Source organism: Streptomyces sp. NBC_00005, assembly GCF_045160215.1.
GTDB lineage: Bacteria > Actinomycetota > Actinomycetes > Streptomycetales > Streptomycetaceae > Streptomyces.
In genome coordinates this window covers 9,505,043-9,526,167 of the sequence record NZ_CP108316.1, presented here as the reverse complement: position 1 = coordinate 9,526,167, position 21,125 = coordinate 9,505,043, and the positions used below count along the sequence as shown (strand labels likewise).

General features: G+C 72.0%; 19 protein-coding genes. 10 read left to right on the top strand and 9 right to left on the bottom strand.

The window, feature by feature from the left end:
• Window positions 1–15 precede the first annotated feature (15 nt).
• Together OG303_RS43465 and OG303_RS43460 are read right to left on the bottom strand one after the other, a co-directional pair.
• Window positions 16–1,407 carry a 2-oxoadipate dioxygenase/decarboxylase family protein gene (locus OG303_RS43465; RefSeq protein WP_405875424.1) on the bottom strand — a complete coding sequence of 464 codons (1,392 nt, stop codon included), beginning with the start codon at window positions 1,405–1,407 and terminating at the stop codon, window positions 16–18.
• A 50-nt stretch (window positions 1,408–1,457) separates the two neighbouring features.
• Window positions 1,458–2,633, bottom strand: a complete 1,176-nt coding sequence (locus OG303_RS43460; protein WP_405875423.1) for an NAD(P)/FAD-dependent oxidoreductase — start codon at window positions 2,631–2,633, stop codon at window positions 1,458–1,460.
• A 198-nt stretch (window positions 2,634–2,831) separates the two neighbouring features.
• Here OG303_RS43460 and OG303_RS43455 point away from each other — a divergent pair, with 198 nt between their 5' ends.
• Together OG303_RS43455 and OG303_RS43450 are read left to right on the top strand one after the other, a co-directional pair.
• A complete protein-coding gene (locus tag OG303_RS43455; RefSeq protein WP_405875422.1) occupies window positions 2,832–3,746 on the top strand; it encodes a LysR family transcriptional regulator in 915 nt (304 codons plus the stop codon).
• A 159-nt stretch (window positions 3,747–3,905) separates the two neighbouring features.
• Complete coding sequence (locus OG303_RS43450) at window positions 3,906–4,796, top strand: ornithine cyclodeaminase family protein (protein ID WP_405875421.1); 891 nt, start codon at window positions 3,906–3,908, stop codon at window positions 4,794–4,796.
• Between the two features lie 133 nt (window positions 4,797–4,929).
• On the opposite strand, the gene OG303_RS43445 is transcribed toward OG303_RS43450, so the two are convergent.
• Window positions 4,930–5,901: a D-2-hydroxyacid dehydrogenase gene (locus tag OG303_RS43445; RefSeq protein ID WP_405875420.1), complete on the bottom strand. Its 972-nt coding sequence runs from the start codon at window positions 5,899–5,901 to the stop codon at window positions 4,930–4,932.
• 383 nt (window positions 5,902–6,284) lie between these two features.
• Between OG303_RS43445 and OG303_RS43440 the strand changes: the two genes are divergently transcribed.
• From OG303_RS43440 to OG303_RS43425, 4 genes are read left to right on the top strand one after another with little or no spacing between them, the layout of a single operon-like run.
• Window positions 6,285–7,643, top strand: a complete 1,359-nt coding sequence (locus OG303_RS43440) for an MFS transporter (protein ID WP_405875419.1) — start codon at window positions 6,285–6,287, stop codon at window positions 7,641–7,643.
• Between the two features lie 30 nt (window positions 7,644–7,673).
• Window positions 7,674–8,339 (top strand): HAD-IA family hydrolase, encoded by a 666-nt coding sequence (locus tag OG303_RS43435; RefSeq protein ID WP_405875418.1) that lies wholly within the window; start codon window positions 7,674–7,676, stop codon window positions 8,337–8,339.
• 44 nt (window positions 8,340–8,383) lie between these two features.
• On the top strand, window positions 8,384–9,778 hold the full coding sequence (locus OG303_RS43430) for an NAD(P)/FAD-dependent oxidoreductase (RefSeq protein WP_405875417.1): 1,395 nt from the start codon (window positions 8,384–8,386) through the stop codon (window positions 9,776–9,778).
• A gap of 47 nt (window positions 9,779–9,825) precedes the next feature.
• On the top strand, window positions 9,826–11,427 hold the full coding sequence (locus tag OG303_RS43425; RefSeq protein WP_405875416.1) for a PucR family transcriptional regulator: 1,602 nt from the start codon (window positions 9,826–9,828) through the stop codon (window positions 11,425–11,427).
• A gap of 20 nt (window positions 11,428–11,447) precedes the next feature.
• Here OG303_RS43425 and OG303_RS43420 read toward each other — a convergent pair whose 3' ends face one another.
• Together OG303_RS43420 and OG303_RS43415 are read right to left on the bottom strand one after the other, a co-directional pair.
• Window positions 11,448–12,059 carry a GNAT family N-acetyltransferase gene (locus tag OG303_RS43420; RefSeq protein ID WP_405875415.1) on the bottom strand — a complete coding sequence of 204 codons (612 nt, stop codon included), beginning with the start codon at window positions 12,057–12,059 and terminating at the stop codon, window positions 11,448–11,450.
• A gap of 82 nt (window positions 12,060–12,141) precedes the next feature.
• Window positions 12,142–12,993 carry a helix-turn-helix transcriptional regulator gene (locus OG303_RS43415; RefSeq protein WP_405875414.1) on the bottom strand — a complete coding sequence of 284 codons (852 nt, stop codon included), beginning with the start codon at window positions 12,991–12,993 and terminating at the stop codon, window positions 12,142–12,144.
• Between the two features lie 54 nt (window positions 12,994–13,047).
• Between OG303_RS43415 and OG303_RS43410 the strand changes: the two genes are divergently transcribed.
• On the top strand, window positions 13,048–13,881 hold the full coding sequence (locus tag OG303_RS43410; RefSeq protein ID WP_405875413.1) for an SDR family NAD(P)-dependent oxidoreductase: 834 nt from the start codon (window positions 13,048–13,050) through the stop codon (window positions 13,879–13,881).
• 47 nt (window positions 13,882–13,928) lie between these two features.
• On the opposite strand, the gene OG303_RS43405 is transcribed toward OG303_RS43410, so the two are convergent.
• The 4 genes from OG303_RS43405 to OG303_RS43390 form a co-directional block, all read right to left on the bottom strand.
• A complete protein-coding gene (locus tag OG303_RS43405) occupies window positions 13,929–14,831 on the bottom strand; it encodes a TIGR01777 family oxidoreductase (protein ID WP_405875412.1) in 903 nt (300 codons plus the stop codon).
• Between the two features lie 198 nt (window positions 14,832–15,029).
• Entirely contained in the window at window positions 15,030–16,040 is a 1,011-nt protein-coding gene (locus tag OG303_RS43400; protein WP_405875411.1) for a helix-turn-helix domain-containing protein, read from the bottom strand.
• A gap of 55 nt (window positions 16,041–16,095) precedes the next feature.
• Window positions 16,096–17,295, bottom strand: coding sequence for a cysteine desulfurase-like protein (locus OG303_RS43395; protein WP_405875410.1), 1,200 nt, complete (start codon window positions 17,293–17,295; stop codon window positions 16,096–16,098).
• A 72-nt stretch (window positions 17,296–17,367) separates the two neighbouring features.
• Window positions 17,368–18,090 carry an IclR family transcriptional regulator gene (locus OG303_RS43390; protein WP_405877764.1) on the bottom strand — a complete coding sequence of 241 codons (723 nt, stop codon included), beginning with the start codon at window positions 18,088–18,090 and terminating at the stop codon, window positions 17,368–17,370.
• A gap of 107 nt (window positions 18,091–18,197) precedes the next feature.
• Here OG303_RS43390 and OG303_RS43385 point away from each other — a divergent pair, with 107 nt between their 5' ends.
• The 3 genes from OG303_RS43385 to dmpG are packed head-to-tail and all read left to right on the top strand — an operon-like array spanning window position 18,198 to window position 21,021.
• Window positions 18,198–19,034 carry a 2-keto-4-pentenoate hydratase gene (locus OG303_RS43385; protein ID WP_405875409.1) on the top strand — a complete coding sequence of 279 codons (837 nt, stop codon included), beginning with the start codon at window positions 18,198–18,200 and terminating at the stop codon, window positions 19,032–19,034.
• Complete coding sequence (locus OG303_RS43380) at window positions 19,031–20,005, top strand: acetaldehyde dehydrogenase (acetylating) (RefSeq protein WP_405875408.1); 975 nt, start codon at window positions 19,031–19,033, stop codon at window positions 20,003–20,005. Before OG303_RS43385 ends, OG303_RS43380 begins: the two co-directional genes overlap by 4 nt.
• Entirely contained in the window at window positions 20,002–21,021 is a 1,020-nt protein-coding gene (gene dmpG / locus OG303_RS43375) for a 4-hydroxy-2-oxovalerate aldolase (protein WP_405875407.1), read from the top strand. The genes OG303_RS43380 and dmpG overlap by 4 nt, the downstream gene beginning before the upstream one ends.
• Window positions 21,022–21,125: the final 104 nt, after the last annotated feature.

Here is a 21,125-nt window from a genome sequence, read left to right as displayed (position 1 = left end):
AGGGAGGGGGCGCGGTCAGCGGAGCGGGCCGTCGAGGTCCAGTTCCCGGGCGACCCGGGCGAGGGAGCGGTTCTGCTGCTGCTCGTAGAGGGCGAAGGGATCGAGGACTTCGCGGTCCACCGCGGCGGAGAGCCACTCGGCGTCGTGGGCAGTGCCTTCCTGGTCGTTGTCCCTGGAGCCTTCGCCGCTGAGGTTGGACTGGAAGATGCCGGCCGCGGATCGGGGCAGGAAGTCCTCGTAGACGATGGGCCGGGCCTGCACCCAACCCTGTGCGAGAAGCTCGCCGAGGGTGGCGGGCGGGCGGCTCCCGTCCCGGGGTCGACGGTCGGCGACCTGGTAGGTGAAGTACGCCAACTCCTGGGCCGCGAGCTCCTGTTCGGTCCCGGGCAGGTGCTCCTCCCACAGGGCGCGGGCCACTTCGCCGCGCTCGGCCCCGGGGTGGAGGGCAAGGTGCTCGTCGATGCGGCCGAGCAGGCGGTCGTGGAGTGCGCGGCCCTCGCGCGTGACGGCGATGCCGCGGGCCTCCACCTCGCCGAACCGCACCCGCAGGGCGCCGCTGATCACGCTGCCGTCCGGGGTACGCAGGGCACGTGGCTCGGCGAGGGCGCGGAAGGAGGTCTGGCGCAGCAGGATGTCGGGGCCCTTCCAGTTGGGGGGTCCCTGGATGGTGTCGATCATCTCGATGCCGCGCTCGGTCATCCGGCGGTAGAGCTCGTCGATGTCGAGGACGCGCGGGGTGAGGTGGTTGATGTGGGTGCTGCGGACGCCGCCGATGTCCGCGGCTACGGCGGAGACCTTCTCCAGCGTCTCGTACCAGGCCCTGTCGATCGGTTCGGTCGACAACTCGAAGGCGGAGACGGCGAGTTGGAGGAAGCGCTCGGCGTCCTCCTCGGGCAGTTCGCGCTCGGCCTCCGCCCGGTCGGCCAGGGCTAGCAGCTCCGGCGGGAACAGCTCGCGGCCGGCGAGGAAGTTCTCGAGGCGGGCGCGCAGGTCGGCGTCGAAGAACCGGGGGTCGGCCGGGGTGAGCAGGGAGGTGAAGACGCGGAAGGGGTTGCGGGCGAGTTCCTCGCCGTCGACGGGGCGGAACGCGGTCGACACGACGGGCACCGCGCCGGCGGCCGCCTCGCGCAGGTCGTAGAAGCCGACCGGGTGCATGCCCAGGGCGCCGAAGACGCGGGCGACCTGGCCGAGTTCGGCGGGGGTGCCGACGCGGATGGCGCCGTGGCGTTCGGCGGTCACGCGGCCGATGGAGCCGAGCCGTTCGGCGTCGGCGCCCTGTGCGCGCAGGACGTCCTCGTTGACCTCACGCGAGACGTCGACCAGCGTGGTGTAGGCGGGCACCTCCCGGCCGTACACGTCGGAGAGCCGGGCGGCGAAGGCTGCGCGCAGTTGCCACTGGCTGATCATCGAAGTGCCCTTTCGGTCTGGGGAGTTCGCACCACGGAGCCTTCGGGGGTTCACACGACGTGGGCTTCGGGGCGGATCTCCGCTCCGGACCGGAAGCGGTCGGCGCTGAGCGGGGAGATGTCGGCGAACGGCTCGCGGTCCAGGCACAGGTCGCGCAGGATCTCGCCGACGGCGGGGCCCTGCAGGAAACCGTGGCCCGAGAACCCGGTGGCGTAAAGGAAGTTGACGAGCTCGCCGGAGCGTCCGATGAGGGCGTTGTGGTCGGGGGTGACCTCGTAGAGGCCGGCCCAGCCGCCGGCGGTCTTCATGTCGGCCAGTTCGGGGGCCCGTTGCCGTACGGCGTCCCGGAACAGCTCGAGCCACTCCGGGGTCCAGGTGGTGTCGAAGCCGTCGGGCTGGCGGGGGTCGGCGAGGCCGAAGAGCAGGCCGTCGTCGCTGTTGTGGAAGTAGGCCGAGGAGGTGAAGTCGATGGTGAAGGGGATGCGGGGCGCCGGGGGCGACAGCGGTTCGGTGAAGGCGAGTTGGCGGCGTACAGGCCTGACCGGGAGGTGGACGCCGACCATGTCGCCGATCGGTCCCGACCAGGCGCCTGCCGTACAGACGACGGTCGAGCAGTCGATGCGGCCGCGGTCGGTGTGGACGGCGGTGACCCGGTCGCCGGCCGTGTCGATGCCGGTCACGGTGGTGTGAGTGGCGAAGGTGACGCCGGCCCGGGCGGCGGCGTCGGCGTATCCGTGGACGACGAGGCCGGGGCGGGCGTGCCCGTCGGTGGGCGAGTAGGTGGCCGCCACGAGTCCGTCGGTGTCGACGTACGAGCACAGCTCGCGGGCCTCGTCCGGGGTGAGCATGCGGGTGGGGACGCCGAGGGCGTTCTGGGTCTCGACACTGGCCTCGAAGTCGGCGGCCTGCCGGTCGCTGGTGAGCAGGAAGAGGTAGCCGACGGTGTCGAGGCAGATGTCGGCGCCGGGGCGGTGCGGGAAGTCGCGGTAGGCGCGCAGGCTTCGGCTGCCCAGTTCGATGTTGAGCGGGTCGGAGAACTGGGCGCGGACGCCGCCGATCGGTTTGCCCGAGCTGCCGCAGGCCAGTTCGTCGCGCTCGACCACGACGATGTCGGTGACCCCGGCCTCGGCGAGGTGGAACGCGGCACTGGCACCCATCACGCCACCGCCGATGATCACGACATCGGCGGTCTGCGGAACGGAGCGGAAGGTGGATGAGGAGGACAAGAGGCCGTCCCTTCCGAAGGCCGACCCCGGCCGAAGGGCTTCGGCCCGGTGGGTGCGGCTTGGGCTGTCAGTAAGTGGCGAGACGAAAAGGCTCGACGAAGTGGCAAGGCGCTGATCAGCTTTCTGCCCGTCATCGTGACGCACCCAACCATTGACGTCCATGAACAGTTACTGCACCCGATCTATTAGGGTTCCTATATGGACTGGACGAGCTCCCAGCTGCGCTCGCTTGTGGAGCTGACCCGGCGCGGAACCATCACCGCGGTCGCCGAGGCCTTGGGCTACACCCCGGGCGGGGTCTCCCAGCAGATCGCCGCACTGGAGAAGGCCACCGGCATGGAGCTGCTGCAGCGGGTGGGGCGGCGGGTGGAGCTGACCGATGCCGGCCGGACGCTGGCCCGGCACGCCGAGCGGATCCTGTCCACGGAGGCCGAAGCCGTCGAGGCCCTGGAGCGCAGCCGGGGCGAGGTCTCCGGGGTGCTGGTGGTGGGCCTGTTCGCCACGGCCGCCGCGGAGATCCTGCCGCCGGCCCTGCGGCGGGTGCGCAAGACCCATCCCGGGCTCGCCGTGCACAGCCGTGACATGGACGTGGACGAGGTGTACGACGCCGTGGCCTCCGGCGCCGTGGACCTGGCGCTCGGCCTGGACTACCCCGATGTGCCCATCCCCCGCGATCCGGCGCTGCGGGTGACGCAGCTGGACCGGGAGCGGTTCTCGCTGGCCGTGCCCACGGGGTGGCTGGACGGCCGGGACGAGATCTCCCTGGCCGACACGCAGCCCCTGGGCTGGATCCTGCCGTCGGCCGACAGCTACTACGGCCGTGCCGTGCGCACCGCCTGCCGGCGGGCGGGCATCGAACCCGATGTGCAGCACGAGGTGACGGACACCGCGGCCACGCTCGCGCTGGTCGAGGCGGGGATCGGGGTCAGCACCGTGACGGATCTGATGCTCGGGCTGCGCGCCTCGCGCTTCGACGTGGTGCGGCTGCGCGAGAGGGTCGAGCGGCACATCGTCGTGGTGTTCCGCTCCTCGGCCGAGCACCGTCCCACGGTGGCCGCGCTGGTCGACGTCCTGCGGGCCGTGAGCGAGGCGCGGCGCGGTACGCCGACGTAGAAGCAACGCGGACTCCTGTGGGCTTCTTCGAGCCTGAGTACTCCTTGTCCTCAAGGGTCGATTGTTTCGTTCTTCCGGCCCTTGAGGGCGGGCCCGACCGGCCCACATCGTGGGGAGGAACCGGTCGGACATGATCGGCCGGCGAGAGGGGTTCCAGCTGTGATCACGGTGGTGGAGGGCGCGCCGCCCATGGAGGCGGCGATCGGCACTCTGCGTTCGAGCCTGCTCGGCGGACTCGATCCGGAGGCCGGTCCGCCGCGCTCGGTCGTCCCGGTGTCCCGTGGGCAGTTGCTGCTGATGCCCGCCGAGTGGGGCTCGTACGTCGGGGTCAAGTTGGTGACGGCCGCGCCGGACAACCCGGCCCGGGGGCTGCCCCGGATCCAGGGCAACTACCTGCTGCTCGACGGCGAGACGCTCACTCCGCTGGCCCTGCTCGACGGGATCGCCCTCACGAACGTGCGCACGGCGGCGGTGTCGGCGGTGGCCGCCGACGCGCTGGCCGCGCCGGACGCGAGCCGGCTGGTGCTGTTCGGGACGGGACCGCAGGCGCGGTCGCATCTGGAGGCTCTGCGGTGCGTCCGGCCGGTCCGGGACGTCGTGGTCGTCGGCCGGGACGCCGCGCGGACCCGTGCGTTCGCCGAGGAGGTCGGGGCGCGGGTCGGCAGCGCGGACGAGGTGGCGCACGCGGACCTCGTCGCCTGCTGCACCACGGCGCGCACGCCGGTGTTCGACGGCTCGCTGCTGCCCGCGCACGCGACCGTGGTGGCCGTCGGATCGCACGAGCCGGAGGCCCGGGAGGTCGACGAGACTGCGGTCGCCCGGTCCACGGTGGTGGTGGAGGCGGTTTCGGCGGCGCTGCGGGAGGCCGGCGACATCGTTCAGGCCGTCGAGGCCGGGGCCGTCGATCCCGGCACGCTCGTGGGTCTCGCCGATCTCGTGCGGGGCAAGGCCGAACTCCCGCCGGGCCGACCGCGGTTGTTCAAGAGTGTGGGCATGGCCTGGGAGGACCTGGTGGTGGCCGCGGCGCACTTCGAAGCGGGGCGGGCATGACGGTGACGCTCCAGGGGCCGGCGGTCCCGATGCCGCGACCGTGCTCCACATCAGCCGGCCCGCCCTCTCGCGCACCCCGACGCACTCGCCTTTCTCCGCCATCTGCAGGCCATGACCGGTCGGCCTGCGGCGGCTACGACCCCACCGCTCTGACGTAGCCCTTGTCCTTGTCCACGACGTTCCGCAGCGGCCGCCCCTCCCGCCTGCGCCGGAGGTTGTCCAGGAACAGGTCCGCCAGGTCGGCGCGCCAGCCGGTGACCTCGCCCGCCGTGTGCGGGGAGACGATCACGCCGGGCATGTCCCACAGCGGTGAGGCGGCCGGCAGGGGCTCCTGGGCGAAGACGTCCAGGGCGGCTCCGGCCAACCGGCCGTCCGCGAGATGCTTGCAGAGCGCCTCCTCGTCGACCAGGCCGCCCCGGCCGATGTTGACCAGCCGGGCGCCCGGCTTCATCGCGGCGAGGACCGAGGCGTCGAGCATGCAGCGGGTGGCCGGGGTGAGCGGCGCCGCGAGGACCAGGTAGTCCGCGTCGGCGAGCGCGCCGCGCATGCTCGCGCCCTCGTGCACCGTGCCGAAGTCCGGATCGTCCTCCCGTGCCGTGCGTCCCGCGCCCGACACCCGCATGCCCACCGCGCGCAGCATGCGGGCGATGGCGCGCCCGATGGGCCCCGTCCCCCACACCAGCGCGGTCCGCCCGCCGATGCGCTCGCTGTCGCGCGGCCGCCACTCGCGTCGCCGCTGGTGCTCCCAGGTGCCCGGGAAGTCCTTGGCGAGGGCGAGGATCAGCCCGAGGACGTACTCGGCGATGGCCTGGTCGTAGACGCCGCGCGAGTTGGTCAGCACCACGTCCGGATCGGCGACGAGGGCGGGGAAGAGGAAGGGGTCCACTCCGGCGGCGGCCACATGCACCCAGCGGGGCGCCTGTGCCGGGTCCCCGGGCCAGGCCGCGGCGACCGCCGAGGTGATGGAGTGCCAGCACAGCAGGACGTCCGCGCCGGGCAGCAGGAGCGGCAGTTCCTCCTCGGTGGCGTACACGGTGTCCGCGAGGCGTTCGATGCTCTCGGCGTTGGGCGGCAGGATGCCCCGGTGCAGGACGACCAAGCGCATACGGCGGCTCTCCCACGGCGGTGAGGAGGTGCGGGGGACATCTGCCACCCTGCGGGCGGCGAGGCGGCAGGGTCAACAGGCACCGTGTTCCTCCGGGCCGCCCGGTGTGGACGCTCTGTCAACCACACCGCCGCCACGGAACAGACTGTCCACCCGCCGTCGCCCGAGCGAACACGGTGTTCATTGACCGTGGCCGTGCGCTGAACCAAGGTGATGGCCAACCCGGACCGCCTCCCCGGCCACCCCGATGACGGTCGGTCCGTCCCCGCGTACAGAGCCGTACGCCCTTACGCCTGCGAATGCTTGACACACGACCTCCTCCGCGCCGGTCCCCCTGCCGGTGCGCGTCCCCTCGCCTCCCGCGTCCCCCAGGAGCCTCAAGCATGTCCGTGACCTCGTCCGCCACCACCGGCGGGACCTCCTCGCTCGACGACGCGCCCATCAGTTCCTTCCATCGCCGGATCATGGCGGTCGCCATGGGCGGCCCGTTCTGCGACGGCTATCTGCGCGGCGTGATGGGCGTGGCCCTCGGCCTGATCACCCCGGCGCTCGGCCTCGACACCCTGTGGACCGGCCTGGTCGCCGCCTCCGTCCTGGTCGGCGTGTTCCTCGGCGGTGCGGTCTTCGGGCCGATCACCGACCGGGTGGGCCGGCATCTGATGTACGTCCTCAACCTGGCCGCGTTCGTGGTCTTCTCGGCGCTGCAGTTCTTCGTCACCGAGGCCTGGCAGCTGATGGTGCTGCGGCTGCTGATCGGTGTCGCGATCGGCGCCGACTATCCGATCGCCTCCGCCCTCACCACGGAGCTGGTGCCCCGGCGGATGCGCGGCCCGGCCCTGTCCGGTCTGGTGCTGGCCTGGTGGGTCGGGTACGGCGTGAGCTACTGGGTGGGCTGGGCGCTGACCGGTCTCGGGCCGGACTCCTGGCGCTGGATGCTGGCCTCGGGCGTGGTGCCGGCGCTGGTCTTCCTCTTCTTCCGGGCCGGCATCCCCGAGTCGCCGCGCTGGCTGGCCTCGCGCGGCCGGATGGACGAGGCGCGGGCCGTCGTACGCAAGCATCTCGGCCCCGACGTCGACGCCGCCGAACTGCTCACGGAAACCCGTCGGGACCAGCGCGGCGGCTCCGGGCTCGGAAATCTCGTCGAGATCTTCCGACGCGGTTACACGGTCCCGGTCGTGTTCTGTTCCGTCTTCTGGATCTGTCAGGTCGCGCCCGCCTTCGCGGTCCGTTCCTTCCAGCCGCAGATGCTGTCGGCGTTCGGCGTGGAGAGCACGTACGGAGCCAGCGCGCTGATCACCACCATCGCGGTGGCCGGTATCGCCCTCGGTCTGGTGGTCGTCAACCGGATCGGCCGCCGCTCGCTGCTGATCAGCAGCTTCCTGTGCATCAACGTCTCGCTGATCGCGCTGGCCGTGCTGCCCCTGCACTGGGCGTTCCTCGTGGTGGCCCTGTTCGCCGCGTTCCAGTTCTTCGAGGCGGCCGGCAGCGGGCTGCAGTTCGTCTACCCGAGCGAGCTGTTCCCGACCGATCTGCGGGCCACGGGCGTGGGCATCGCCACCGCCATGAGCCGCGTCGGCTCCGCCGCCTCCACCTTCCTGCTGCCGATCGTCGCCGCCGACCTGGGCGTGCGCGGCACGCTCGGCATCGCGGTGGCGATCACCCTGGCGGGGCTCGTCGTGTCGTACTTCCTCGCCCCCGAGACCAAGGACCTGGGCCTGGCGGAAGCCAGCAGCCGTTCCTGAACACCCGTCCTGTACTTAGGAGTTCACCGTATGCGCAAGGTCGTCAGCTTCGACTGCTACCGCACCCTGATCAACTTCGACACCCGCTCCGCCACCCATGAGATCGTCAAGGACCGACTGGCCGAACGCGGCGTGGACGCCGATCAGTTCCACCACGACGCGTACGTCATGCGCTTCCAGGGCGTCGTCGACGAGTACCGCCCTTACCGCGAGATCGTCCGCCGCACCCTGCGCAACGTCATGCTGCTGCACGGCCTGGAGTACCGGGACGAGGACGGCGAGGCGCTGATCGAGGCCATCAAGAAGTTCCAGCCGTTCGGCGAGGTCCCGGACGCCCTGCGCCGTCTGAAGAGCGAGTACGACATCGCGATCCTGTCCAACAGCGAGGACGACCTGATCCGGTACGCGGTCGAGGAGTTGGGCGTGGAGTGGGACTACGTCCTGACCGCCGAGCAGGCCGGCGCCTACAAGCCGCTGCCGCAGGCCTTCGAGTACCTGATGAAGGCGACCGGCCGCGGCCCCGAGGACATCATCCACACCGCCCAGGGCTGGGAGTACGACATCATGCCGACCAAGCGGTACGAGGGCATGCGGCGGATCTGGGTCAACCGGTACGGCTTCCCGGGCTCGACCGCGTTCCAGCCGTACGAGGAGATCAAGGACCTGTCCGAGCTGCCCGCGCTGCTCGGCGTCTGAACTCCCGGCACCCGCACGCCCTACCGCTCCGAAAGGAAGAATCCGTGAGCGCGACCACGCTCGGCCGGCCCGGTCCGGTCAACGGCCGGATCTCCCACTGGTTCACCGAACTGCCCACCCCCCGCCCGGCGTTGCCCGGCGACCGCGACGCCGACGTGTGCATCGTGGGCGCGGGCCTGACCGGACTGTGGACCGCGTACTACCTGAAATTGGCCGACCCCTCGCTGCGGATCACCGTCCTGGAGGCCGAGTTCGCCGGTTTCGGCGCCTCCGGCCGCAACGGCGGCTGGGCCTCGGGGCTGGTCCCCGGGGCCCGGGACCGGCTGGCCAAGCGGTACGGCCGGGACGCCGTACTCGACTACCAGCGCGCCATGAACGAGGCCGTGGACGAGATCATCGCCGTCGCCGAGCGCGAGGGCATCGACGCGGGCATCGTGAAGGGCGGAACACTGCGGGTCGCCCGTACGCCCGCGCAGGCGACGCGGCTGCGGCACAAGACCGAGGCCGACCACGAGTGGGGCGTCGCCGATGCCGTGATGCTCACGCCCGGGGAGGCGGCGGACCGCATCCGCATCGACGGGATGACGGCGGCGGCCTGGACGCCGCACTGCGCGCGGCTGCAGCCCGCGGCACTCGTGCGGGGGCTCGCCGAGACGGTCGAGCGGCTCGGTGTGAGCGTGTACGAGAAGTCCCCGGTGACCGTCATCGAGCCCGGTCGGGCGGTCACCGCGCACGGCACCGTGCGTGCGCCGGTCGTGCTGCGGGCGACGGAGGGGTTCACGGCGTCCCTCAAGGGGCTGCGACGGGCCTGGCTGCCGATGAACAGCTCGATGGTCGTCACCGAACCGCTGCCGACGGAGGTGTGGGAGGAGATCGGCTGGGCGGGGCGGGAGACGCTGGGCGACACCGCGCACGGGCATCTGTACGCGCAGCGCACCCCCGACGACCGGATCGCCATCGGCGGACGCGGAGTGCCGTACCGCTTCGGCTCGCGCACCGACGACGGGGGGCGGGTGGCCGACCGGACGATCCACGAGCTCACGTCGACCCTGTACGCGGTGCTGCCCCAGACCACGGGCGCACGGGTCGACCACGCCTGGTGCGGGGTGCTGGCGGTGCCGCGTGACTGGTCGGCGACGGTCGGGCTGGACCGGGGGACCGGGCTCGGCTGGGCGGGCGGCTACGTCGGGCACGGGGTCACTTCGACGAACCTGGCGGCGCGCACACTCACGGATCTGGTGCTGCGGCGGGAGTCGCGGCTGACTCGGCTGCCGTGGACCGGGCACAGGCCCGGGACGTGGGAGCCGGAACCGTTCCGATGGCTGGGTGTACGCGGCCTGTACGTGGCGTACCGCCTGGCGGACAGGCACGAGGCAGGCGGCCGTGTGCGAACGTCACCGATAGCCACAGTTGCAGATCTGATCGCCAGGCGGCCCTGAAACACCTTCCTTGCGCCACGCGCACCCCACCCCTCAAAGTGACGCCCATGCCCTTCCTCACGGTCGCAGACGTACTGCGACTCCCCGTCATCGCCGCCGGCCTGCCCCGCGTGGCGGCCGGGGAAGGGCAGCTCAACCGCACCGTCCGCTGGGTACACGTCACCGAGCTCCTCGACCCCGCATCCTTCCTGGAGGGCGGGGAGCTCGTACTCACCACCGGCATGCCCCACCCCTCGGACCCCACCCAACTACGCGCCTACGTGGACCAGTTGGCGGACGTCGAAGTGGCGGGACTCGTCCTCGAACTGGGCCGCCGCTTCCAGCAGGCACCCCCGGAACTCGTCACCGCATGCCGGGAGCGCGATCTCCCGCTGATCGTGCTGGCCCGCGGCGTGCGGTTCATCGAGGTGACCCAGACCGTGCACGCCCTCATCCTGGACGCGCAGGGCGAACTGCTGCGCCGCGCCCAGCAGGTGCACGAGCTGTTCACGTCACTCACCCTGCGCGGCGGCGAACCGGAGGAGTTCGTACAGACCGCCGCGGACCTGGCCGGCTGCCCGGTGGTGCTGGAGAACCTGATCCACCACGCGGTGGTCTGGGCGGCCGCCGGCCCCACCGACGGGCAGGTCCTGGAGGCCTGGCCACGCCGCTCCCGTACCGCCGAGACTCCCGAACGGGCGGCGGTCAGCGGCCCCGAGGGCTGGCTGGTGGCGCCGGTCGAGGAGCGCGGCAGCCGCTGGGGGCGGCTGATCATGCTGCCGCTCGCGGCGGGGCCGCCGTTCGGTCCGGAGCACACGATGATCCTCGAACAGGCCGCCACCGCCCTCACGTTGGCGCGGCTCACCTCAAGCCCCGCCTGGGACCGGCGAGCGCACAGCTCCGTCCTGCTCGACCTGCTGCACTGGCGCTACCGCAGCCGTACGGAGGCGCGGCTGCGGGCGGAGGCGCTCGGGCTGCCCACGACCGGGCACCGTCTCGTCCCGGTCGTCGTCGACCACCCGGGGGCGCCCTCCGCCGACGGCGTCGCGCTGACCGATCACCTCGCCTCGGAACTGCTCTCGTCAGGCGTGAAGGCCCTGGTGGGAGACCTGGCGGAAGGGCGGTCCGGGCTGCTCCTCGCGCTCGCCCGGGCCAGTGCCTGGCAGCCCGTGGTCGAGCGGATCGCCCGCGAGCTGCGGGCCGCGTTCGGGCCGGACGTGGTGGTCGCGGTCGGCCCGGGTGTCACCGAACTCGGCCAGGTCACCCGGTCGTTCCGGGAGGCGGAGGAGGTGGCCGACGCCATCGGTCCGGCCTCGCGGGACCGCCCGTTCCATGTCGCCTCCGACATCGGTCTGCCGGAACTGCTGTACTCCCTGCGCGACGACGTGCGGCTGCAGAAGTATGTGGAGCAGCAGCTCGGCCGTCTCGTACAGCACGACGCGCGGCACGGCAGCGACCTGCTCGACACCCTGCGCGCCTACCTCGACGCGGCCGGCAACAAGTCGATCGCCGCCAAGCACGTCGGCCTCTCCCGGCAGGCCTTCTACCAGCGCCTGCACACCATCGAACGGCTGCTGGGCACGGACCTGGAGTCGGGCGCCCAACGCACCCAACTGCACGTGGCGGTAACGGCGTTGGAGAGCCTGGGGCCGCCCGCCGAACTCGGTTAGGGCGAGCTGGGGGGCGTTTCTCACAGCTCCCACGACCTCGGCCGGTCCAGCGCCTCCCATTCGGGACGCAGCAGCGACAGCACGGCCACGTCGTAGCGGCGCCCCCGGTGCAGACATGCGGAGCGGCGCACTCCCTCCCGCACGAACCCGGACTTGGCCAGGACGGCGAGGGCGGCGGTGTTCTCCGTGTGGGTGACCGCCTGGACGCGGTGCAGCGGCAGGTCGCCGAAGGCCAGGTCGACCACCGTGTCGAGGGCGTCCGTGCCATGCCCCGACCCTCGGTGTTCCGGGGCGAGCAGGAGGACGACCTCCGCCGTGCCGTCGGCCAGGTCCTGATCGACGAGGCCGACGTGGCCGATCGGCGTACCGTCGGGGAGCAGCACCAGGAAGTCGTCGCGGTCCGAGTCGTCGATGTCGCGCTCGACCCGCTCGCGGAGCCAGTACAGGGACCGGGGCCAGACGCCGGTCTCGTGCGCGGCCACCGGCTCGGACCGCCACCGCTGCAACCGCTCGGCGTCGTCGACCTCGAGCGGGGTGAGGGCGATCTTTCTCCCGCGCCGACAGGGCACCCGTTCGCTCGCCGTGTCCGTCGCCGCATGCGCCGCTGTGTCGTCCAGCCCGTTGTCGTTCACGAGCGGAGAGACTAGGGCCGGACGACGGGCTCGACCACGCATTTTCCACGCAGTGCAGCCGCGCAGCCACACCCGGCGGCCGTCACCCGGGCACTCCCATGCGCTGCGTGCCGACGACCGACAGCAGGCGCAGTGCCTCCTCGGAGGGTGAGCCGGGGGCGGCGGTGTAGATGACGACGCGCTGGTCGCGGTCGGCGATGTCGAGGACGTCGCAGTTGACGGTGACCGGGCCGACGAGGGGGTGGTCGAAGGTCTTGCAGAGGGTGGGCACGGCGGTCACGTCGTGGGCGGCCCACAACCGGGCGAACTCCTCGCTGCCGGCGAGGAGTTCCTGGACCAGCGCGGTCACTTCGGGGGCGCCGGGGTAGCGGGCTGCGGTGGCGCGCAGGTGCTGGACCGAGGACCGGACGAACTCCTCCGCGTCCGAGACGCCGTACAACCGCCGGTCCTGCCGGTGCGGCCCGAGGAAGGCGCGCCGCACGAGGTTGCGGTCGCGGCGGGACAGGGCGGAGAAGTCCTCCATCAGGGCGGCGGCCAGCTCGTTCCAGGCGATGACCTCGTACGTCGCCGAGATCACGATCGCCGCGGCGTCCGGGAGCCGGTGCAGCAGGTCGACGACGCTCTGCCGCACCTCCCGCGAAGGGCCGGGCCGTGGGCCGGGCGGGACGCCGGCGAGGTGGTGGAGGTGGTCGCGTTCGGCGTCCGACAGGCGCAGGGCGCGGGCGAGTTGGGCCAGCACCTCGCGGGAGGGGTGCGGGCCGCGGGCCTGTTCGAGTCGCGTGTAGTACTCCGTGGAGATGTACGCGAGCTGCGCGACCTCCTCACGCCGCAGCCCCGGCGTGCGACGCCGCGGCCCTGCGGGCAGCCCCACGTCGGCGGGGGTGATGCGTTCACGGCGGCTGCGCAGGAAGTCGGCCAGTTCACGTCGGTCCATCTCCCCAGTGTGCGCGGCGGCCGAGATGCCGAGCCAGGTACCGGTGATGCCTGGATGAGCCCGGCGGGCGGGCCGAGGCTCGTAGCCATGGATACGAACACCACCACACCGACCCCGTCCGCATCGACCTCCGGCCTGCTCGCCGACAAGGTCGCCTTCATCACCGGCGCCGGTCGCGGCATCGGCGCCGCCGCGGCGCGGCTGTTCGCCCGGGAGGGGGCCCGGGTGGTCCTCGCGGCCCGTACGGAGACCCAGCTCAAGGCGGTGACGGAGGAGATCCGCACGGCCGGGGGCACCGCGGAGTACGTGCTGTGCGACCTGGCCGACCCGGTGAGCGTGCGGGCCGCCGTCGACCGGACCGTGGAGCTGTACGGCCGGCTCGACGTCGCCTTCAACAACGGCGCGACGGGCCAGGCGCCCGGCCCGATGGACCAGTTCCCGGAGGCCGACTTCGACCGTGTTCTCGCCGTCAATCTCAAGGGCCCGTGGCTGGCCATGAGTGCCGAGATCGCCGCCATCAGGGCGACCGCCGGGCGCGGGGCGATCGTCAACACCTCCAGCGTCGGCAGCCTGATGGGCAACCCGTGGCTGCCCGTGTACGGCGCGGCGAAGCGGGCGGTCAACAGCCTCACCGCGTCGGCCGCCGTCACCTACGGCCCCGAGGGCATCCGCGTCAACGCGATCGCGCCCGGCGCGACGCTCACCGAGATGATCGACGAGTGGGAGGCCAACTCACCAGGAATCGTGGACCAGTTGACTGCGCAGACCCCGCTGGGCCGGGCCGCCACCCCGCACGAGATCGCCGAGGCCGCCGCCTGGCTGCTGAGCGACCGCGCCTCCTACGTCACCGGCGCGGTCCTCAGCGTCGACGGCGGCAGCCGCGCCTGAGCCGCACATCGGGGCCGTAGATCAGGGCCGTAGATCGAGATCGCCCGTCAGCGGACCGCCGAGCTCAACGCGGCCTCGAAGGTGGGGTGTTCGAAGGTGAAGCCCGATTCCAGGAGGCGTCCCGGCACCACGCGCTGGCTCATCAGGATGCCGTCGGCGAACTCACCGAGCACCAGCCGCAGGGCGAAGCCGGGCACGGGCAGCAGCGTGGGGCGGTGCAGGGCCTTGCCGATGGCGGCGGTGACGTCCCGGTTGGTCGCCGGGTGCGGGGTGGTCATGTTGACCGGGCCGCCGACCGAGTCGGTGTCGATGAGGTGCCGCAGGGCGCGGACCACGTCGGGCAGGGAGATGTAACTCCAGTACTGGCGGCCGCTGCCCAGCCGCCCGCCGAGCCCCGCCCGGGCCAGCGGCAGCAGGCGGCCCATCGCCCCGCCCCCGGCCGACACGACGATCCCGAAGCGGGTGGTGACGACCCTCGTACCGGCTGCTCGGGCACCCTCGGCGGCGTCTTCCCAGTCCCGGCACACGCCGGCCAGGAAGTCGTCCCCGCGGGCGGCCGACTCGTCCACCACGGTCTGCCCGGTCTCGCCGTAGTACCCGACGGCGGAGCCCGACACGAACACCGCCGGCGGCTTCTCACAGCCACCGATCGCCGCGGCCAGGGCGCCGGTCCCGCGCACCCGGCTCTCGCGGATCTCCCTTTTGTACGCGGCGGTCCACCGGCGGTCGCCGACCCCGGCCCCGGCCAGCCCGACCACCGCGTCCGCGCCGTCGAGCACTGCCGGATCGACCGCGCCCGCCCGCGGGTCCCAGCGCGCCTCGACGCTTCCGTCGGCCCGCGCTTGCGGCTCCCGCCGGACCAACCGGGTCACCCGGTGACCGTCGGCAAGCAGCGACGCGGCGAGTGCGCCGCCGATCAATCCGGTGGAACCACTGATGACGACGTGCATGAGAACCGGCCTCGATTCATGTTTGACTCTTCAAACACTGACCGACTCTAACGCAACGGCGGGGCCAGGACTCCCCCGCAGTCCTGGCCCCGCCCGATCCGCTCGTACTTCTCTCGCGGTGATCACAAGAATGCACAGGTGGTTGCCGCCGTGTCGTTGGCGGCCAGTCCACACCTACTTGGCGGAGAGTCCACGCCTTCAGTTGGCCGAGAGTCCACGCCTGCGCCGCGCCTCACCGCGATCCACGGCCGACGCCAGTTCGCGGAACTCCCGCGGCGGAACGCCGTGCGCCGAGCGGAAGGCCCGCGTGAACTCGGCGGCACGGGGGAAGCCCCACCGGGCGGCGACGGCATGGATCGGCAGCGCGCCCAGGGCCGGGTCGGCGAGATCGCGGCTGGCGTTCTTCAGCCGTTCCTCGCGGATGTACGTGGCCACGGTGGTGCCCTCGGCCTGGAACAGGCGGTACAGGTAGCTGCGTGAGATGTGGTGCGCGGCGGCGATCCGGGCGGGGGTGAGCTCGGGGTCACCGAGGTGCCGGCGGATGAACGACTTGATACGCAGGGTCAGCGTCCGGGCGCGGGTCTCGGGCGGCAACTGGCGGTCGGCGTCCAGCGCGTGGGCGAAGACCGCGGTCACCAGATCGGCGACGACGGTTCCCAACCGGGGCGCGTCCAGGGGCTGGTAGGGCCGGGTGTCGGAGACCAACTGCACCAGGAACTGGGCGAGTAGCGCACCCACTCCCTCGCGGCCCGATATCCCGGACCCGATCATCCGGTCGGCCCGGTGCCCCGGCAGCGCGACGAGCGCTCGCGGTATCTCGATCCCGATCATGGTGACCGGGTCGGGTCCGGTGGACACCTCCCACGACCGCGAGGAGCAGTTGGTGTGGATGTCGTCGATTCCGTAAGCGATCTGCTGCCGACCCCAGTTGGCCGCTCCTTCTCCGCGCCGCAGCAGGGAGAGGTGGTAGGCCTCCGGATCGGACTGCCGGACGAGCTTGGGTGTCCGGCGGAAGACCAGGTGGTCGAAGGTCGCCGGCCACACGGTCACATCGCCCAAGCAGACCAGGCGCTGCTCTCCCCGGTAGTCCGCCGCGCAGTCACTGGCCAGCTGCATGGGCGCGTGGGTGCGGCCCATGCGCTCCGTCCAGGCCTCGAAGCGGTCGCCCACCGGCAGATCCAGGGTTCGGAAGACCGATTCGTGCAGCACAACCGTAGTCAACCACACGAATCCGGCCACACGTTCAGGTGTCCGGCCCCGCCGCTCAGAGCGTGAGGAACTCGGACAGCCCGGCCAGGAGCCGGTCGACGTCCTCCGCACAGCTGTAGGGCGCGAGGCCGATGCGGAGGCCGCCGGTGTCGCCCAGGCCGAGCCTGCGGGAGGCCTCGATGGCGTAGAAGGAGCCCGCCGGGGCGTGGACGCCGCGCTCCCCGAGGAAGCGGTAGGCGTCCGTGGTGGAGCGGTCCTCGAACGTCAGCAGCAGGGTGGGGGTACGGTCGGCCGCCCGGGAGTGGATCGTGATGCCGTCGAGCGAGGACAGTCCCTTGTCGATCTGGGTGCGCAGGACGGCCTCGTGTGCTTCGAGCGCCGCGAAGGCCCCGATCAGGCGCTGCCGTCGCGTTCCTGTGACAGTCGGGTCGAGGCCGGCGAGGAAGTCGACGGCTGCGGTGGTGCCCGCGAGGAACTCGTAGGGCAGCGTGCCCAGTTCGAAGCGTTCGGGAACCGCGTCGGTGGAGGGCAGGAGCTTGTCCGGCCGCAGGGTGTGCAGCAACTCCGGCCGGGCGGCGAGGACTCCGTGGTGCGGGCCGAGGAACTTGTACGCGGAGCAGACGAAGAAGTCCGCGCCGAGCTGTTCCAGGTCGACCAGCGCGTGGGCGGTGTAGTGGACGCCGTCGACGTAGCTGAGTGCCCCCGCCTCGTGCGCCAGGCGAGAGATCTCGGTGATCGCGGGACGCGTGCCGATGAGGTTGGAGGCGGCGGTGACGGCGACCAGCCGGGTGCGCTCGGACAGCACGGACCGGATGTCGGTCAACTCCCCGGTGGCGGGGTCGAAGTCGGCCCAGCGCACCGTGGCACCGGCCAGGGCGGCGGCCTGCACCCAGGGGCGGATGTTGGCGTCGTGGTCGAGGCGGGTGACGACGACCTCGTCGCCGGGCTGCCACGTCTTGGCGAGGGTGCGGGAGAAGTCGTACGCGAGCTGGGTGGCACTGCGGCCGAACACGATCCCCGACGGTTGCGCCCCCAGCAGATCGGCCAGGGCCTGACGGGTCTCGGCGACGATGGTTTCGGCGTTGCGCTCGCCCGGCACCATGTGGCCCCGGTTCGACAGGGGGTTGGACAGCGCGTCGGCGATGGCCCGGATGACGGGCCGGGGGGTCTGGGTGCCGCCGGGGCCGTCGAAGTGTGCCGTTCCGGCCGTCAGGGCGGGGAACTGGGAGCGGATGGCGGTGATGTCGTACGTCACGAGCAGCTCCTGTGGGTGCCGGTCCGGGCCAGAAGATCCTCCGCGATCACGGACGCCGTGGCAACCGGCCCGTCAGCCGGCTCCGCGCAGGACGCGGGACAGACCCAGCGCCGCCGTCCGCACCGCGGGGGCCAGCTGGGCGGGGCTGAAGCGGGCGCGGGGCACGGCCACCGAGAGGGCGGCGACCGTGGTACCGCCGGCGAAGACGGGCGCGGCGATACAGCTCACGCCCGGGGCGGCCTCCTGCTCCTCATAAGCGAGGCCGGACACCTGGATCTTCTCCAGGGCCATGCGCAGGCGTACCGGGTCGGTGATCGAGTGGGGCGTGAGGCTCGGCAGGGGGCGGGACAGCACCTCGTCGGTGAGTTCGGTGCCGGAGAACGCCAGCAGCGCCTTGCCTACCGCGGTGCAGCTCAGCGGCAGGCTGCCGCCGATGCGGGAGGGCAGCTGGAGGGCCTCGTGGCCGTGGATGCGTTCGAGGTAGACGACGTCCATGCCCTCGCGCACCCCGAGGTGGACGGTCTCGCGGGTGGCCTCGAACAGGTCCTGGAGAAAGGGCAGGGCCGTCTCCCGCAGATCCAGCCGGTGCGGCACCAGCGAGCCCAGCTCGAACAGCTTCGCGCCGAGCCGGTACTGCGGGCCGGAGCGTTCCAGCCAGCCGAGCCGGACGAGGTCCGCGGCCAGCCGGTGCACCGTCGGCTTGGGCAGTCCGGTGCGCTCGGAAAGTTCCGACAGGCGGTACGGCCGTCCGCTCGGACTGAAGCTCTCGAGGATCAGGGCGGCCTTTTCCAGCATGCTGCCGCCCTGGTTGTTCCGTGTCACGGAACAAAGTTTGTCCCTTTGAGGAGGCCCTGTCTATATCGATGTCAACCCGCTGCTTCTCCCTCCTTGGAGGCAACCCCATGTCGACCGAGCTAGACGGCGCCCGTCCGGACGCCGTTCCACCGGCCGTGGCCAAGGCCGCCGACCTGCTGGCGGAGGCCGTCCGCACCGGGGCCGCCTGCCCGCCGGTGCGGACGCTGTTCGACGACGGCGGCGACCTGGAGGCCGCCTACGCGGTGCAGCAGCTGGGCGTGCGGCGCGGCCTGGCCGCCGGACGCCGGATCGCCGGCCGGAAGATCGGCCTGACCTCGGCGGCCGTACAGTCCCAACTCGGCGTGGACCAGCCCGACTTCGGTGCGCTGTTCGCGGACATGGCCGTGCCCGACGGAGGCGAGGTGGCCGCCGGGCGGCTGCTGCAGCCCAAGGTGGAGGCCGAGGTCGCCCTCGTCCTCGGCCGTGACCTGCCGGAGCGCGCGTGCACCGTCGTGGACGTGCTGCGCGCGGTCGACTTCGCGCTGCCCGCCCTGGAGATCGTCGACAGCCGGGTGGCGGGATGGGACATCTCCCTCGTCGACACCGTCGCCGACAACGCCTCCTGCGGTCTGTACGTCCTGGGCGCCACCCCCGTACCGCTCACCGCCGTGGACCTGCGCACCGTGACGATGACCATGACCCGGGGCGGCGAGCGGGTCTCCGAGGGCACCGGCGCCGACTGCCTCGGCAGCCCCCTCAACGCGGCGGTCTGGCTGGCCTCGGCCCTCGCGGAAAGGGGCGACCCGCTGCGCGCGGGCGACCTCGTACTGACCGGGGCCCTGGGGCCGATGGTCCCCGCCGCACCGGGAGACGTCTTCGAAGCCCACATCTCCGGCCTCGGCTCCGTACGGGCCGGGTTCGCCACGGAAGGAGACCAGCAGTGAGTACCAAGGTCGCCATCATCGGCTCGGGCAACATCGGCACCGACCTCATGATCAAGGTGCTGCGGCTCTCGGACAGCCTGGAGATCGCCGCGTTGGCCGGCATCGACCCGGACTCCGACGGCCTGGGCCGCGCCCGCCGCCTCAAGGTCGCCACCACCCACGAGGGCGTCGAAGGACTCGTCACCATGGACGAGTTCGCCGACGTCGAGATCGTCTTCGACGCGACCTCGGCGGGCGCCCACCGCCACCACGAGGAGGTGCTACGGCCCCTGGGCCGCACCCTCGTCGACCTCACCCCGGCCGCCCTGGGCCCCTACGTCGTCCCGCCGGTCAACGGCGACGAACACCTCGACTCCCCCAACGTCAACATGGTCACCTGCGGCGGCCAGGCCACCATCCCGATCGTCGCGGCGGTGGGCGCGGTCACCCCGGTCCACTACGGCGAGATCATCGCCTCCATCGCCTCCCGCTCCGCGGGCCCCGGCACCCGGGCGAACATCGACGAGTTCACCGAGACCACGTCCTTGGCCATCGAGCGGGTCGGCGGTGCCGCCCGCGGCAAGGCGATCATCGTCCTGAACCCGGCCGAACCCCCGCTGATCATGCGGGACACCGTGCACTGCCTGGTCTCCGACTGCGCCACCGAAACCGTCACGGCATCGATCGAGGAGATGGTCGGCCGCGTCCAGGCGTATGTGCCCGGCTACCGGCTCAAGCAGAAGGTGCAGTTCGAGCGCGTGGCGGCGGACGACCCCCTGCGCACCCTCGCCCCCGGTGCGGACGAGGCCCTCAAGGTGTCCGTCTTCCTCGAGGTCGAGGGCGCCGCCCACTACCTCCCGGCCTACGCCGGAAACCTCGACATCATGACCTCGGCCGCGCTGCGCACCGCGGAACGCATGGCCGCCCTCCCCCACTCTCGGCTTCGCTCGAGCGGGGGGACCCCCATCGCCACGGAGGTGGCCTCGCGATGACCCGTCTGTACGTCCAGGACGTGACCCTGCGGGACGGCATGCACGCCATCCGCCACCGCTACACCGTCGACCAGGCCCGCACCATCGCCGCCGCCCTCGACTCGGCCGGCGTCACCGCGATCGAGATCGCCCACGGCGACGGCCTGGCCGGCTCCAGCATCAACTACGGCGTCGGTGCCCACACCGACTGGGAGTGGATCGAGGCCGTCACCGGGGCTGTCCACCAGGCGATCCCCACCACGCTCCTGCTGCCCGGCATCGGTACCCTGCACGACCTCAAGCAGGCCCACGCCCTCGGCATCCGCTCGGTCCGCATCGCCACCCACTGCACCGAGGCCGACATCTCGGCCCAACACATCGCCGCAGCCCGTGAGTTGGGCATGGACGTGGCGGGCTTCCTGATGATGTCCCACATGGCCGAACCGGCCGAACTCGCCCGTCAGGCCAAACTGATGGAGTCCTACGGCGCCCAGTGCGTGTACGTCACCGACTCCGGCGGCCGTCTGACCATGGACGGCGTCCGCGACCGCTTCCGCGCGTATCGCGAAGTCCTGTCCCCGGACACGGAGTTGGGCATCCACGCCCACCACAACCTCGCCCTCGGCGTCGCCAACACCGTCGTCGCCGTCGAGAACGGCGCCGTACGCGTCGACGCCTCCCTCGCGGGCCAGGGCGCGGGCGCGGGCAACTGCCCGCTGGAGGCGTTCATCGCGGTCGCCGACCTCATGGGCTGGAAGCACGCCTGCGACCTGTTCCCGCTCATGGACGCCGCCGACGATCTCGTACGGCCGCTGCAGGACCGCGAAGTACGGGTCGACCGGGAGACCTTGAGCCTCGGCTACGCCGGCGTGTACTCCAGCTTCCTGCGCCACGCCGAGACCGCCGCCGCCCGCTACGGCCTCGACACCCGCACCATCCTGGTCGAGGTCGGCCGGCGGGGCATGGTCGGCGGCCAGGAGGACATGATCACCGACATCGCGCTGGACCTGCTCGCCCGCGCGGAGACCACGTCCTGATCCGACGGGAACCACCCGCCGTGCCCGCCCTCCGGGCCCGGGTGGTGCCCCGCCGGAATTCCCTGGCCGATCGAGACGGGGAACGATACGATCCCCGCGATGAT

What these genes read in the sequence shown, in the direction of transcription:
- OG303_RS43465 (WP_405875424.1), bottom strand. Translation starts at nt 1,407, where the DNA reads ATGATCAGCCAGTGGCAACTGCGCGCAGCCTTCGCCGCCCGGCTCTCC.
- OG303_RS43455 (WP_405875422.1), top strand. Translation starts at nt 2,832, where the DNA reads ATGGACTGGACGAGCTCCCAGCTGCGCTCGCTTGTGGAGCTGACCCGG.
- OG303_RS43445 (WP_405875420.1), bottom strand. Translation starts at nt 5,901, where the DNA reads ATGCGCTTGGTCGTCCTGCACCGGGGCATCCTGCCGCCCAACGCCGAG.
- OG303_RS43440 (WP_405875419.1), top strand. Translation starts at nt 6,285, where the DNA reads ATGTCCGTGACCTCGTCCGCCACCACCGGCGGGACCTCCTCGCTCGAC.
- OG303_RS43435 (WP_405875418.1), top strand. Translation starts at nt 7,674, where the DNA reads ATGCGCAAGGTCGTCAGCTTCGACTGCTACCGCACCCTGATCAACTTC.
- OG303_RS43425 (WP_405875416.1), top strand. Translation starts at nt 9,826, where the DNA reads ATGCCCTTCCTCACGGTCGCAGACGTACTGCGACTCCCCGTCATCGCC.
- OG303_RS43415 (WP_405875414.1), bottom strand. Translation starts at nt 12,993, where the DNA reads ATGGACCGACGTGAACTGGCCGACTTCCTGCGCAGCCGCCGTGAACGC.
- OG303_RS43410 (WP_405875413.1), top strand. Translation starts at nt 13,048, where the DNA reads ATGAGCCCGGCGGGCGGGCCGAGGCTCGTAGCCATGGATACGAACACC.
- OG303_RS43405 (WP_405875412.1), bottom strand. Translation starts at nt 14,831, where the DNA reads ATGCACGTCGTCATCAGTGGTTCCACCGGATTGATCGGCGGCGCACTC.
- OG303_RS43390 (WP_405877764.1), bottom strand. Translation starts at nt 18,090, where the DNA reads ATGCTGGAAAAGGCCGCCCTGATCCTCGAGAGCTTCAGTCCGAGCGGA.
- OG303_RS43385 (WP_405875409.1), top strand. Translation starts at nt 18,198, where the DNA reads ATGTCGACCGAGCTAGACGGCGCCCGTCCGGACGCCGTTCCACCGGCC.
- dmpG (WP_405875407.1), top strand. Translation starts at nt 20,002, where the DNA reads ATGACCCGTCTGTACGTCCAGGACGTGACCCTGCGGGACGGCATGCAC.